We start from the raw sequence: 13,844 nt of genomic DNA on the forward strand, positions 1-13,844 counted from the left end.
GGGATGCAAATGAGCTTTACTTTGATTGGCAAGCACGAGAAGGATTCCCGTGCAATGCGTGACGCATATGTCACTGCGGTACATGACCTGATGGCAAAGGGCGAGCCTGTCGTACATATTGACTGCGACCTTGAGGGCTGCAGCAACGTGGGCAAGCTGGCCAAGGAATTTCCGAACAATGTATACAATGCCGGTATCGCGGAAGCGAACGCAATGGGTATCGCCGCGGGCCTGACCGCCACCGGCAAGACCGTGTTCATGCACTCGTTCGGTCCGTTCGCGTCCCGCCGCGCGTTTGATCAGGCGTTTATGTCCGCGGCCTACGCCGGCCTGCCGGTGCATGTGATCGGCTCAGACCCGGGCGTCTGCGCGGCGTTCAACGGCGGCACCCATATGCCGTTTGAGGATATGGCGCTGTATCTGTCCGTGCCGGACGCGGTCGTTATCGACCCGACCGACTACGCGATGCTCAACTGCCTGACCGGCAAGCTGGCGGCGTCGGGCAAGTTCTCCTACACCCGTCTGGTCCGTAAGGGCTTCACCACAGTGTATGCGGACGGTTCGGACTTTGAGATCGGCAAGGGCATTGAGCTGCGCGACGGTAAGGATGTTGCAATCATCGCCTCTGGTATCCTGGTGGATGAGGCGCTCAAGGCGGAGGAAGCGCTCAAGGCTGAGGGGATCTCCGCAAAGGTTGTGGATATGTTCACCTGGAAGCCGCTGGATGAAGAGCTGGTTAAGAAGTGCGCTGCGGAGTGCGGCTGTATCGTCACCGCAGAGAACCATCAGGTCGGCTGTGGCTTGGGCAGCGTCGTAGCGAACTGCCTGGTCAAGAACGCGCCCGTACCGATGGAAATGGTGGGTGTGCAGGACCGCTTCGGCCAGGTTGGTCCGGAGGATTTTCTGCGCAAGGAGTACAACCTCACTGCCGACGATATCGTGGCGGCGGCGAAAAAAGCGATCTCCCGCAAGTAAGGCATTCCATAATGGAAAAAGCGGCAGCTTTGGCTGCCGCTTTTTATATAGCGCTATCGGTCGCTTAACCCAACGAGGTAATCAAGCGAAACCCCATAATATTGCGCTAAGCGGATCAATAAATGCACCGGTATTTCACGTTTACCAGTTTCGTAATTACTATAAGTGCGTTGGTCGATTTTCAGATATTCTGCAAGTTGAATCTGACTGGTGTCAGAATCCTCGCGCATATGCCGTAAACGCGGATAATGATACATAGCATTCACCTCATATAATATAGTTTACCTATACTTTCAATAAATATGTTGATTTTACTATCGTTTGATAGTAAAATTGAAATGAGGTGATTTGAATGGAAAAGAAATGCAAAACCTGTAAGCATTACCGGCCGCACTATGTAAAAATAAAGGGCTGCGGATTTCGCCGGACCCGTGGCGGCCACTGCACCTATCCGCGCGGTAAACTGCGCTATGAGGACAAAGCCGCCTGCGCGAATTACCAGCCGGCTCAAACGGAGCAATAAAAACGCGGGAAAAACAGCAAGTCCCCCTTTACGAAAGCAGGCCCGACTCCTATAATAAGGGTATATCAGAGAGAAAGAGGTAGGGTTGATGGCGCAGCAGTTGGACAGCCCGCTTGGGACTGCACCAGAGGGGAAGCTGGTGCTGCAGCTCGCCATTCCGGCGATGCTGGCGCAGTTCGTCAATATTTTGTACAGCGTGGTCGACCGGATGTACGTCGGCCATATTGCGGAGGTCGGCGCGGAGGCGCTGGCGGGCGTAGGCGTCTGCGCGCCGGTTGTGACGATGATTACGGCGTTTGCCGCGCTGGTGGGCTTTGGCGGCGGGCCGCTTATGAGCATCCGTATGGGGCGGCAGGACTTGGAGGGCGCGCGCCAGATCGTTGCCAACAGCTTTTATCTGCTCCTGGCGCTTTCGGTTGTAGTCACAGTGCCGGTGGTGGTGCTGCGCAGGCCGATCCTGTTTGCATTCGGCGCGAGCGAGCAGCTTTGGCCCTATGCGGAGGCGTACTTTACCACCTATGTGCTGGGGACGGTGTTCGCGCTCCTCAGTGTGGGGCTGAACCAGATTGTGATGAGCCAGGGCTTTTCCGGCACGGCGATGCGGTCGGTCATGCTGGGCGCGGCTGTCAATATTGCGCTTGATCCGGTCTGCATCTTCGCGCTGGATATGGGGGTGCGCGGCGCCGCCGTGGCGACCGTGCTTTCGCAGGTCTGCTCGGCCATGTATACGCTGCGGTTCCTGTTCAGCCGCCGCGCGCTGGTGGGCATAACGAACTGTCCGCTGCATTTCGGCTGGATCCGGCGTATTTTTCAGGTCGGCCTGTCGCCGGCGCTGATTATCGCGCTGGATAACGTGCTGCTCATTTCGGTGAACGTGATGCTGCGCAAATACGGCGGCGCGGACAGCGACATGCTGATCGCGTGCGCGGCTATCCTGCAGAGCTTTATGCTGATCATCACCATGCCGCTGGGCGGCATCACAGCGGGTACGCAGTCTATTCTGGGCTATAACTACGGCGCGGGGGATACCCGCCGCGTCATGCGCGCGGAGAAGCGCATCGTATTGCTGTGCTTCATTTTTACCGCTGTTATGTTTGTGATTGCGCAGACCATGGCCACGCCTTTTGTCCGTATCTTTACCACGGATCCGGTACATATCGAGCAGGCGGCCTGGATGATACGCACCTATACGCTGGGGGTACTCGGCCTGGCGATCCAGTACCCCTTTGTAGACGGCATGACCGGCATGGGGCTGGTACGCTGGGGGTTGACGTTCTCCCTGCTCCGCAAGGGTATCTTTTTCGCCGGCGTGTATCTCCTGCCCGCGCTATTTTCCGCAACGACGCTGCTGTATGCCGAGCCGATATCGGATATCCTGTCCGCAACGGTTTCGGGCGCGGCGTTTATCCTGCTGTTTCCACGGCTGATGCGCAGGCGGGAGGCAGAGAACTGACGGCTTTTTCCATTCTGCCCCTATGCAGCACGGGTTTTTTGTTGTAAAATAGCGATAGAAAAAAACAGGCGCAAAAAAGCTATGGAGGAAAGCGATATGGATTTGAAAGAACGCGCGCTCAAGGCGCATGAGCAGTGGGGCGGCAAGATCGAGGTCGTTGCTCGGTGTGAGGTAAACAGCAAGGAGGACCTTTCGGTCGCCTATACGCCGGGCGTGGCCGAGCCGTGCCTTAAAATTAAGGATGACCCGTCGCTGAGCTATACTTATACCCGCCGGCATAACCTGGTTGCGGTTATTACGGACGGCACAGCGGTACTCGGCTTGGGCGATATCGGCCCTGTCGCCGGCATGCCGGTGATGGAGGGCAAATGCGCGCTGTTCAAGGCGTTTGCGGATGTGGACGCGTTCCCACTGTGCGTGGCCTCCAAGGATGTGGACGAGATCGTACGCACCATCCAGCTTATTTCGGGTTCGTTCGGCGGCATTAATCTGGAGGATATCGCCGCGCCGCGCTGCTTTGAGATCGAGCGAAAGCTCAAGGAGGTTTGCGACATTCCGGTATTCCATGACGATCAGCATGGAACGGCGGTGTGCTGCGGCGCGGCGCTGATTAACGCCTGCCGGCTGACCGGCCGCAGGGTGGAGGATATCCGGATGGTGGTCAATGGCTGCGGCGCGGCCGCGATCGCGGTGACAAAGTTCCTGATGTTCCTCGGCGTGCAGCATATCACGATGGTGGAGCGCTTTGGCATCGTCTGCGAAGGGGACGAGCGTCTCAATCCCGCGCAGGCGGAGATGGCAAAGCTGACCAACCGCGCGCACTTGACCGGCGCGCTCGCGGACGCAGTCAAGGGCGCGGATGTGTTCTTCGGCATGTCGGCACCGCAGGTGTTGACTGCGGAAATGGTTTCCACCATGTCGGCGAAGCCGATGGTGTTTGCCATGGCCAATCCGGTACCTGAGATCTGGCCGGAGGACGCCAAAAAGGGCGGCGCGGCGGTGGTCGGCACCGGACGGTCGGACTACCCGAACCAGATCAATAATGTGCTTGCATTCCCAGGCATTTTCCGCGGGGCGCTCGATGTGCGCGCCAGAGATATCAATGAGGAGATGAAGCTCGCGGCGGCAAGGGCGATCGCGTACTGCGTGTCCGATGAGGAGCTGACCGCGGAATACATCATGCCCATGGCGTTTGACCATAAGGTGATACGGGCGGTCGCGGACGCGGTCGCGCAGGCGGCGCGCGATTCGGGCGTGGCCCGTATCTGAACGGCGTAATCACGCGTGGAAAGAGCGGGACGCAGGCGGCTGGAACGCTTGGAAAAGCAGGAAAAACGCGCGGCGGCACGGTATGAAAAAGCAAAGCCGTCTGTTTTTGCCACCGTACAGGACAAGATACCGGACGGCCTGCGCGGCAAGCTGGAACTGGCGTTCTGCAAGGGGTTCCGGCTGGTGTTTGAAAAGGGGGAAGGGCTGATCGGCAAAACTTATGACGCCGACCAGCTCTGCGGACGCTATGAGCAGTATGCCGCCGCAGTGCGGACGAAAGCGACAGGGGCGCGGCTGCGCCGTTTGCGCCGCGGCGCGCGGTCGGCTGTGCGGGGCGGTACGGGCGTCGCTCTGGCGGAGGGCGCGGCGCTGGGCGTGCTGGGGATCGGCCTGCCGGATATCCCCTTGTTCCTCGGCGGTCTGCTGCGCGGGCTTTACCGTATCGCGCTTAGCTATGGCTTTGATTGTCACAGCGACAGGGAGCGCCGCTACCTGCTCCTGTTGGTCGCGGCTTCGCTCAGCAAGGGAGAGGAGCGCGAGCGGTTTGCGGCGTCCGCGGAGGCGGTGGCGGCTGGCGGCGCCTTACCCTCTTTGGAGGAATGTATGGACGCGGCGGCCGGACGGCTTGCGGAGGAGATGCTCACGGCAAAGTTCGTGCAGGGGCTGCCGCTGGTCGGCCTGGCGGGCGGTTTGCGGAATGTTCCGGTCTACCGGCGCGTCACGGCCTGTGCTGCACGGGCATACGAGCGGCGCTGGCTGCTCGAACAGGAGAACAGGGAAAAATAAGCGGACGCACCCCAGTTTGGCTGGGGTGCGTTTTCCTATGCGACCGTGCGCAGATAGGCGCGTATCGTGATCTGGTAGCAGATAAGGTAAAACAGCGCGAACACCAGCATGGAAAGCGCGATGCTGCCGTACAGCACCAGCGGCGTGTCGATCGAAATGAGACCCATGAAGGTGGAGAGGAAAGGCGTGGCGAACGCAATGTGCAGCAGGGTCCCGCCCAGCGGCAGCAGGAATACGACGCGAAGCTGCCGGCGGGCTGTGCGCACCGTCATTTCGTCAGACAGGCCGATCGAGCGCAGGATGCGGAAGCGGCCGGCGTCCTCCATGCCCTCGGAAAGTTGCTTGTAGTATAGGACCAGCGAGGTGCAGGCCAAAAAAACCAGTACGAAAAAGACGCCGAGAAAGGCGAGCGTGGTGAACATCATGGTGATGTCCTCCACGGTCACGTTGGTAAAGTTGATGCCGGACTGGCTGTTTGTGATCGTCTGCCCCACGCGGGCGATCACCGCACCCTGTCCGAACAGGACGCAGAGCGAGCAGCAAAGCGTGAACAGGGCGGCGCAGCCGAACAGGCAGATATTAACCAGCCCAGCCGCGTTTTTGCGCAGCCGGTGCTGCAGGCCGGAGACGACAACAAATTCCGAAGCGTCCGTGTAAAAGCGCGGCCCTTTGCGCAGGCGGCGCAAAACCTCGGCGATGACGCCGGTGAACACGCCGTAGGTGCCGAGGATGACTAGCAGCAGTGCCAGCGTGAAGCTGGCCAGCGTGGCGCTTCTTCCGCTGGTCAGGGAGAGAAAATATGCGGCGAACAGACAAGATGAGCCGAGTATGGCGGCCAGCAGGCGGCCGCGCATGGGACGTTCCCCTTGGGTCTGTTCGCGCAGCAGTGAGCAGGGCTGGGTACGTGCGGCCCGCCATACGCCGATCACAACGAGTACGGCGAAGCAGGCGGCGAAAACCTTGACCGTCGCGAGCAGGGGTGGGAAAGAAAGGCCCCAGACAATGCCGGACGGGATGCCGAGCGCAGCCAGCAGGCCGCGAAAGACGAGTGGGCAGACCAGCGCGCCGCCGCCAGCGCCCAGCAGGATGCACAGCGCAAAGCAGAGCGTGTTTTCAATCAGCAGGATTACGGCGATATGGCGGCGGCCCAGCCCGAGAATGGCATACAAGGCCAGCTCGCGGCTGCGGTTTTTGAGCAGGTAGCTGTAAATATAGACCAGAAACGGCAGGAGGACGACCGGCATCAGGAAATACCCCACGCTCATCAGGATTTGGATATTCCCGCCGTTCGGGATGCTCCGCCCGAACGATTCGTTATATACAAAGGCGGCGATCACAAAATACACCATTGCCATGAAAGCGGTTGCAAGCAGGAACGGCAGGTACAGGCGGCGGTTTCCGTACAGGCCGCGCAGGGCGAGGCGGGGGAGCAGCGTGTTACGCAAGACGGACACCTCCCTGCTGCAGCGCGGTCTGACAGGCGGCAAGGCGGGGGTAAAAGTCCGCGCGCGCCAGCCCTCTCGGCACGCCTCGCCCGCAATCAGGCCGTCGCGCAGGAATAAAACGCGCGAGGCATGGCTCGCCGCGTCCAGACTGTGGGTGACCATGACGGTGGTTTGTCCCTCCGCGTTACATTCGTCCAGCATGCCGAGCAGCTGCGCAGCCGAGCCGGAATCGAGCGCGCCGGTCGGTTCATCCGCAAGGAGCAGGTCGGGGCGTGTGATCAGCGCGCGGGCGGCTGCGGCGCGCTGGCGCTCGCCGCCGGATACCTCGTACGGGAATTTTTCGAGCAGCGGTGTGATGCCCAGCCGTCCGGTCAGAGGAAGCAGGCGGGCTTCCATCTCGCTGCGGGCGGTTCCCGCCAACACAAGCGGGAAAACGATATTTTCCCGAAGAGAAAGCGTGTCCAGCAGGTTGCAGTCCTGGAAAATAAAGCCCAGCCGGTCCCGCCGGAAGGCGGAGAGAGCGCGGCTGGGGATCGCGGCCATATCCTCTCCATTGAGCAGGATCCGCCCATCCGTCGGTCGGTCGAGCGCGGCGAGCAGGGTGAGCAGTGTGGTCTTGCCGCTGCCGCTTTCCCCCATTACGGCAACAAATTCGCCCTGTTCCACTGAGAAGCTGACGCCGCGCAGCGCAGGCACCCTGCGCCCGCCAAAGCGGGTCACATATTCCTTTACCAAACCATCCACCGTAAGCAGCATAAAAAAACCTCCATATCAATGTATTAAATTAATGATACAATAATACAACGAAAAAACGGGATTGTCAACCACTTTTTCGGAACGGGGGAGGAGCAAAAAGTCGGGGCGCCGCCCGAAAGTGGGGGAGCGGCCGCACCGCTCGCGGTTTCGATTGAAAATCGCTAAAACCCTTTGCAAAATGAGCCGTGATAGGGTAGAATAGAAAACAGGAAAATGAAGCAAGAGGAGTGTGGAATATGGAAGCACACAAATATAAACGCGTACTGATCAAAATCAGCGGCGAAGCCCTTGCGGGTGACAAGCATTTCGGGCTGAATTTTGATGTGATCGGACCGGTGTGCGATGTGATCAAGAAGTGCAACGAGCAGGGTTGCGAGATCGGCGTTGTAGTAGGCGGCGGCAACTTCTGGCGCGGCGTCAAGGACGGCGGCGGCAAGATGGAGCGCACCCGCGCCGACCATATGGGGATGCTGGCCACCACAATCAACGCCCTTGCGCTGGCGGACGCGCTCGAGCAGCGCGGCGTGCCGGTGCGCGTGCAGACCGCGATCGAGATGAACCGCATCGCAGAGCCGTACATCCGTCAGCGCGCGACGCGCCACTTGGAAAAAGGCCGCGTGGTCATTTTCGGCTGCGGCACGGGCAACCCATTTTTCTCGACCGACACCGCGGCGGTTCTGCGGGCGGCAGAAATCGGCGCGGAAGTCATCCTGCTGGCCAAAAATGTGGACGGTGTGTATGATTCCGACCCGGCGAAAAACCCGAACGCAAAAAAATATGACCACCTTTCCTACATGGATGTGCTTAATCAGGGCTTGGGCGTAATGGATACCACTGCAACTTCGCTTTCCATGGATAACCACATTCCGATTTTGGTGTTTGCACTTTCCGATCCGGAAAATATTTACCGTGCAGTGTGCGGTGAAAAGATCGGCACGATCGTAGAGGAGGAAAATTAAAATGAAAGCTCAACTGACTGCGTATGAGGAAAAAATGAAGAAAACGCTCGACGTGCTGGCAAAGGAGCTGGCCGCAGTCCGCGCAGGACGGGCCAATCCCGCGGTGCTGGATAAGATCACGGTCGAGTATTACGGCGCGCCGACCCCGCTCAACCAGGTGGCGGCCATCGCGACGCCCGACCCGCGCTCGCTTTCGATCCAGCCCTGGGACGCTTCGGTTCTCAAGGCGATTGAAAAGGCGATCCAGACCTCGGACCTGGGCATCAACCCCCAGAACGATGGCAAGCAGATCCGGCTGAATTTCCCGCCGCTGACAGAGGAGCGCCGTAAGGAGCTGATCAAGGGCGTGTCCAAGACCGGCGAGGAAGCCAAGGTCGCGCTGCGCAATATCCGGCGCGACGCGATTGAAAAGTTCAAGGCAGCGCAGAAAAAGAGCGAGATGACCGAGGACGAGCTGCACGAGGGCGAGGAGAAAATGCAGAAGCTGACCGATAAGTACGTCAAGGAGATCGACGGTATGGTCGCGAAGAAGTCCAAGGAGCTGGCGGAAGTGTAATGTCTCGAAAGAGGACCATCCTGCCCTGGAAAGCTGAAAATAACGTGGGGGCGGCGGGAGCGCCGCCCCTTTGCATGGGGGAAGTATAGTTGGGCCTGTTTACACGGAAAAGGAAAAGAGCGCCCGTGCCGGCGGACCGGCCGGTACCGCGCCATATCGCGGTCATTATGGATGGAAATGGGCGCTGGGCGAAAAAACGCGGCCTGCCGCGTCAGGCGGGGCATAAGGTCGGCGCGGAAACCTTTCGCACGATCGCGACCTACTGCAAGGATATCGGCGTGCAGTATTTCACGGTGTATGCGTTTTCCACCGAGAACTGGAAGCGCCCGCAGGAGGAGGTGGACGCGCTGATGAACCTGTTCCGCACCTATCTGAAAGAGGCGGCGGAAACCATGTTCCAGCGCGGCGTGGCCGTGCGTGTGCTCGGCGACCTGTCGCCGCTGCCGGAGGATATCCGCGCGCAGATACGGGAGGTGGACGGGATCGCCGACCGGCTGGGACCGGATGCCGCGACCGCCTCCCTGTGCATCAACTACGGCGGACGGGATGAAATCAAAAACGCGGTCCGCGCGATCGCGCGGGAGGTTCAGGCCGGCGCGCTGGCGCCGGGGGATATCACCGAGCAGACGATCGGCGCACATCTGTACACCGCCCATATGCCGGATCCGGATCTGATCATCCGGCCGTCGGGCGAGGTCAGGACCTCGAATTTCCTGCTGTGGCAATCCGCCTATTCGGAATATTATTTTACGGATGTGCTGTGGCCGGATTTCAAAACAGCGGATATGGATGCGGCGATCAACGCATTTAACAAGAGAAACCGCCGCTTCGGCGGGGTATAAACCGAAAGTTCGGGGTGCAAGGATATGAAAGCAAGAGTGTTGTTCGGCGTGATCGGCTTTGTTTTTGTGCTGCTCGCGCTGTATGTGTTCCCGCCTGTTGTGCTGGAAGCGGCGCTTGCCGCGCTTTGCGTGCTGGCAACGTATGAGGTGCTTGGTTCGACTAAGCTGGTGCATAACCGGCTGGAGCTGATCTTATGCGGCTTGGTGTCGCTGCTACTCGCAGCGGGGCATTCGTCATTGGCCCCGTTTTCCCTGGACTGGACGCTGCGTGGTCTGGCGTTCCTGCTGCTGGTTGGCTCGTTCCTGATTTTGCTGCGCTTTCACGACAGCATGAACGCCTCGCAGGTGCCGTGGGCCTTTTTCGGCGCGTTGCTGGTACCCTACCTGCTGCTCAGCCTGCTGCGCATCTTCCAGATGGAGGAGCATAGCGGCCCGTTCATCGTGCTGCTGCCGCTGCTCGCCGCGTGGGGCGCGGATACCTGCGCGCTGTTTTCCGGCATGCTTTTCGGCAAGCACAGGCTCGCGCCGGTCGTCAGCCCTAAAAAAACGGTTGAGGGCGCGATCGGCGGCGTGATAGGCGGCGCGGTTCTGGTAATGCTTGCGGCGCTGCTGATGAATGTCCTGCTCGATCTGGATATGCCGGTCTGGGCGGCGGCTGTGCTTGGCGGTCTGGGCGCGGTGCTGGGCGAGATCGGGGACCTTTCCTTCTCGGTCATCAAACGGCAGACCGGTATCAAGGATTACGGCCATATCTTCCCAGGGCATGGCGGGGTACTCGACCGGTTCGACAGCGTGCTGTTTGTCGCGCCGATGGCGGAGATGCTGTTCCGGCTGATCTGGTAAGTGCAGGACCGAAAGATGCCAAAGCGCCGCATCAGGGGCGCGTACAGGAGACTGTTGAAATGAAAAAAATAGCGATTTTAGGCTCGACCGGCTCGATCGGCACGCAGACTGTCGATATTTTGCCGTCGGTTGGGGCTGAAGTCGTCGCATTGACGACGAATAAACGCATAAACTTACTTGAGGAACAGGCGCGCGCGCTGCACCCTGAAATGGTATGCGCATTTGACGAGGCGGCGGCGCGCGACCTGAAAATAAAACTTGCGGACACGGATATCCGCGTGCTCTCTGGTATGGGGGGATTGACCGCCTGCGCCGCGGAGAGCGGCGCGGATATGGTCGTGACCGCAGTGGTCGGCATGGTTGGCCTGTTGCCCACGCTTGCCGCCATCGACGCGGGCAAGGACATTGCGCTGGCCAACAAGGAGACGCTGGTCTGTGCGGGTGAGCTGGTCATGCGCGCGGCGCGCGAAAAGGGCGTGCAGCTCCTGCCAGTGGATTCCGAGCATTCGGCGATTTTCCAGTGTGCGCAGGCGGCGCAGGGCAACCGGCTGGCGAAAATCATCCTGACTGCGTCGGGCGGCCCATTTTTCGGCTGGACCGCTGCGCAGATGCGGGATGTGACCAGAGAACAGGCGCTCGCGCATCCTAACTGGTCGATGGGCGCGAAGATCACCATTGACTCCGCGACCATGATGAATAAGGGGCTCGAGCTGATCGAAGCCATGTGGCTGTATGACATGGCGCCGGAGGATATCGAAATCGTGATCCACCGCGAGAGCATCGTGCATTCTGCGGTTGAGTTTGACGATGGCGCGGTGCTCGCGCAGCTTGGACTGCCGGATATGCGCCTGCCGATCCAATACGCGCTGACCTGGCCGCAACGCGCGGCCTGCAAGGTGCCGCGCCTGCGCTTGGCGGAGGCCGCAAAGCTGACCTTTTTCGCGCCGGATTACGAGGCGTTTCCGGCGCTCGGCTTGGCCCAGCGTGCGGCGGCGCAAAAGGGCGACCGCGGCGCGGTACTCAACGGGGCGAACGAGGCGGCGGTCGGCCTGTTCCTCGCGGGCAGGCTCGGCTTTGCCGAGATTGCGGAAAACGTCGCCCGGGCGCTGGACGCGATTCCCTGTCAAAAGGAACTCACACTGGACGGCGTCCTTGCGGCGGATGCCGCCGCGCGCGAGCTGGTACTCGCGCACAGCCCGATCTGACCCGCTGAAAGGAGAACTGCTTTGCTGCAAATCATTCTGGCTATATTAGCGTTCGGCATTCTGGTCATTGTGCATGAATTCGGCCATTTTATCACCGCCAAGCGCGGCGGGGTTCAGGTAAATGAATTCTGGATCGGTATGGGGCCGACGCTGCTCAAAAAGCAGCATAACGGCACGTTGTACTGCTTAAAGCTCCTGCCGTTCGGCGGCGCGTGTGTGATGGAGGGAGAGGACGGAGAGAGCGAAAACGAGCGCGCGTTCGGCAAGGCGAGCCTGCCGCGCCGCATGCTGATCGTGGCGGCGGGCGCGCTGATGAATTTCCTGATCGGCTTCCTTATCGTACTTGCTGTTATCCGGCCGAACGGGCCGGAGGGGGGCTATGTTGTCTCCACGCTTGACAGCGTGGATCCGGCAAGCACCGCCGCAGCGGAGGGCGGCCTACAGGCGGGGGACGAGATCCTTCGGGTGGACGGCTACCATATTTTGCTGCGCGGCGATTTTGAAACCGCGCTGGCTCGCGGCACGGATACGGTCTACGAGGTCGTTGTGCGGCGGGATGGGCGGAAAATAACGCTGCCCGCGGTCACGCTGGCGCCGGCGATAGAGGGGGAGGACGGCCGCATGCTGATCGGGCTGAACTTCGCGGAACAGCCGAACAGCATTGGCATGCACCTGAATATGGCGGCGCGCACCTCGGTAAATTACGCGCGGCTCGTCTGGTCGAGCCTTGGCATGCTGGTAACGGGACAGGTCGGCGTGGACCAGCTTTCCGGACCGGTCGGTGTGGCAGAGGTGATGGCGAGCACAGCCAGATACAGCATATCGGCGTTTTTGCAGTTGGTGGCGTTTATTTCCATCAACCTCGGTGTGATGAACCTGCTGCCGCTGCCCGCCCTGGACGGAGGGCGGCTGGTATTCCTGCTGATCGAGGCGGTCCGCCGCAAGCCGGTGCCGCCCAAATATGAGGGATATATCCACGCGGCGGGGCTTATGCTGCTGCTTGCGCTGATGGTCTATGTGACTGGACAGGATATTTTGCGCATCGTTTCCGGCAGATAGGCGGGCGGACCGCCGTTTGCCGCGACAGGCAAAGGAAAGGACGGAATATGAAACAGACAAAGCAAATCAGGCTCCGCGACGTGCGGATCGGCGGCGGCGCGCCCGTTTCGGTCCAATCCATGACCAACACGGACACGCGGGACGCGCAGGCGACGCTGGCCCAGATCCGCGCGCTGGCCGAAGCAGGCTGCGATGTCGTGCGCTGCGCCGTGCCGGATGCACAGGCCGCGGAAGCGCTCAAAGCGATCTGCGCCGCTTCGCCCATACCGGTCGTGGCGGATATCCATTTCGACTACCGGCTTGCGCTGGCATCGATCGAAGCGGGCGTGGATAAGATACGGCTTAATCCCGGCAATATCGGCGGCGCGGACCGCGTACACGCGGTCGTGCAGGCCGCGAAAGCGCGCCGCATCCCGATCCGCATCGGGGTCAACTCCGGTTCGGTGGAAAAGCATATCCTGGAGAAGTTCGGCGGGCCGACGCCGGAAGCCATGGTCGAATCCGCGCTGTACCATGCCGGACTGCTGGGCGACTGCGGGTTTGACGATATCTGCATTTCCATCAAATCCTCCTCTGTGCCGGACACCATGCAGGCCTATTTGCTCGCGCACGAAAAAACCGCTTACCCGCTCCACCTCGGCGTGACCGAAGCGGGGACGGAATACATGGGTACCGTCAAGTCCGCGGCCGGTATCGGCGGCCTGCTCGCACTTGGCGTGGGCGATACCATCCGCGTTTCCCTGACCGATGATCCGGTCAAAGAGGTTTACGCGGCGAAGGCGATCCTGAAAGCTGTGGGGCGTGCGGAGGAAGGCATCAATGTGGTTTCCTGCCCGACCTGCGGGCGTACCCGCATCGACCTGATCGGCATTGCCAGAGAGGTCGAGCGGCGCTGCATGGAAATACGCGGCAAGCGCTTGAAGGTGGCGGTCATGGGCTGCGCGGTCAACGGACCGGGCGAGGCGCGCGAGGCCGACCTCGGCATCGCGGGCGGGGACGGCGTGGGTCTGCTCTTCCGCCGCGGCGAAATCATCAAAAAGGTGCCGCAGGAGCAGCTTGTGGACGTGCTGATGGAGGAGATCGTGCATTTTGAAGGAGAATGACCGTGTCTGGCAAGCTCATTGATATTTTTGGAAACTATAAAAGCGTGGCGGAAGAACAGCACCTCGCCGG

General features: G+C 60.4%; 14 protein-coding genes and 1 pseudogene. 12 read left to right on the plus strand and 3 right to left on the minus strand.

The genetic code is table 11. From position 1 onward, the window contains the following. Nucleotides 1–9 precede the first annotated feature (9 nt). Nucleotides 10–975: a transketolase family protein gene (locus RX717_RS06495; RefSeq protein ID WP_054326185.1), complete on the plus strand. Its 966-nt coding sequence runs from the start codon at nucleotides 10–12 to the stop codon at nucleotides 973–975. Between the two features lie 53 nt (nucleotides 976–1,028). Here the strand turns inward: RX717_RS06495 and RX717_RS06500 are convergent, their stop codons facing one another. Then, the gene (locus tag RX717_RS06500; protein ID WP_082396732.1) at nucleotides 1,029–1,232 is read right to left on the minus strand and encodes a helix-turn-helix domain-containing protein; all 204 of its coding nucleotides are present in this window, start codon (nucleotides 1,230–1,232) and stop codon (nucleotides 1,029–1,031) included. 95 nt (nucleotides 1,233–1,327) lie between these two features. On the opposite strand from RX717_RS06500, the gene RX717_RS06505 reads away from it, so the two are divergent. The 4 genes from RX717_RS06505 to RX717_RS06520 all read left to right on the plus strand — a co-directional run bounded on the left by RX717_RS06505 (nucleotide 1,328) and on the right by RX717_RS06520 (nucleotide 5,006). Next, the gene (locus RX717_RS06505; protein WP_153802370.1) at nucleotides 1,328–1,498 is read left to right on the plus strand and encodes a hypothetical protein; all 171 of its coding nucleotides are present in this window, start codon (nucleotides 1,328–1,330) and stop codon (nucleotides 1,496–1,498) included. 88 nt (nucleotides 1,499–1,586) lie between these two features. Beyond that, complete coding sequence (locus RX717_RS06510) at nucleotides 1,587–2,951, plus strand: MATE family efflux transporter (protein WP_107630649.1); 1,365 nt, start codon at nucleotides 1,587–1,589, stop codon at nucleotides 2,949–2,951. Nucleotides 2,952–3,047: 96 nt separating this feature from the next. Then, a complete protein-coding gene (locus RX717_RS06515) occupies nucleotides 3,048–4,220 on the plus strand; it encodes an NAD(P)-dependent malic enzyme (RefSeq protein WP_107632114.1) in 1,173 nt (390 codons plus the stop codon). A 48-nt stretch (nucleotides 4,221–4,268) separates the two neighbouring features. Beyond that, a complete protein-coding gene (locus RX717_RS06520) occupies nucleotides 4,269–5,006 on the plus strand; it encodes an EcsC family protein (protein ID WP_054326187.1) in 738 nt (245 codons plus the stop codon). A 35-nt stretch (nucleotides 5,007–5,041) separates the two neighbouring features. Here the strand turns inward: RX717_RS06520 and RX717_RS06525 are convergent, their stop codons facing one another. Next, nucleotides 5,042–6,361 (minus strand): FtsX-like permease family protein, encoded by a 1,320-nt coding sequence (locus RX717_RS06525; protein ID WP_316960660.1) that lies wholly within the window; start codon nucleotides 6,359–6,361, stop codon nucleotides 5,042–5,044. Nucleotides 6,362–6,443: 82 nt separating this feature from the next. Continuing rightward, nucleotides 6,444–7,207: pseudogene (locus tag RX717_RS06530) on the minus strand (ABC transporter ATP-binding protein). 236 nt (nucleotides 7,208–7,443) lie between these two features. On the opposite strand from RX717_RS06530, the gene pyrH reads away from it, so the two are divergent. The 7 genes from pyrH to ispG all read left to right on the plus strand — a co-directional run bounded on the left by pyrH (nucleotide 7,444) and on the right by ispG (nucleotide 13,774). Beyond that, a complete protein-coding gene (gene pyrH / locus RX717_RS06535; protein WP_107630647.1) occupies nucleotides 7,444–8,166 on the plus strand; it encodes a UMP kinase in 723 nt (240 codons plus the stop codon). Nucleotide 8,167: 1 nt separating this feature from the next. After that, the gene (gene frr, locus RX717_RS06540; protein WP_054326191.1) at nucleotides 8,168–8,722 is read left to right on the plus strand and encodes a ribosome recycling factor; all 555 of its coding nucleotides are present in this window, start codon (nucleotides 8,168–8,170) and stop codon (nucleotides 8,720–8,722) included. Between the two features lie 89 nt (nucleotides 8,723–8,811). Then, nucleotides 8,812–9,564 (plus strand): isoprenyl transferase, encoded by a 753-nt coding sequence (locus RX717_RS06545; protein ID WP_082396737.1) that lies wholly within the window; start codon nucleotides 8,812–8,814, stop codon nucleotides 9,562–9,564. 24 nt (nucleotides 9,565–9,588) lie between these two features. Then, nucleotides 9,589–10,407 carry a phosphatidate cytidylyltransferase gene (locus RX717_RS06550; RefSeq protein ID WP_107630646.1) on the plus strand — a complete coding sequence of 273 codons (819 nt, stop codon included), beginning with the start codon at nucleotides 9,589–9,591 and terminating at the stop codon, nucleotides 10,405–10,407. A gap of 59 nt (nucleotides 10,408–10,466) precedes the next feature. Then, nucleotides 10,467–11,612, plus strand: a complete 1,146-nt coding sequence (locus RX717_RS06555; protein WP_107630645.1) for a 1-deoxy-D-xylulose-5-phosphate reductoisomerase — start codon at nucleotides 10,467–10,469, stop codon at nucleotides 11,610–11,612. Nucleotides 11,613–11,633: 21 nt separating this feature from the next. After that, complete coding sequence (rseP, locus tag RX717_RS06560; RefSeq protein WP_054326194.1) at nucleotides 11,634–12,671, plus strand: RIP metalloprotease RseP; 1,038 nt, start codon at nucleotides 11,634–11,636, stop codon at nucleotides 12,669–12,671. A 47-nt stretch (nucleotides 12,672–12,718) separates the two neighbouring features. Next, on the plus strand, nucleotides 12,719–13,774 hold the full coding sequence (ispG, locus tag RX717_RS06565) for a flavodoxin-dependent (E)-4-hydroxy-3-methylbut-2-enyl-diphosphate synthase (protein ID WP_107630644.1): 1,056 nt from the start codon (nucleotides 12,719–12,721) through the stop codon (nucleotides 13,772–13,774). The last annotated feature ends 70 nt before the right edge of the window (nucleotides 13,775–13,844 follow it).

It is taken from the genome of Intestinibacillus sp. NTUH-41-i26, from assembly GCF_032769475.1.
Taxonomy (GTDB): domain Bacteria; phylum Bacillota; class Clostridia; order Oscillospirales; family Butyricicoccaceae; genus Agathobaculum; species Agathobaculum ammoniilyticum.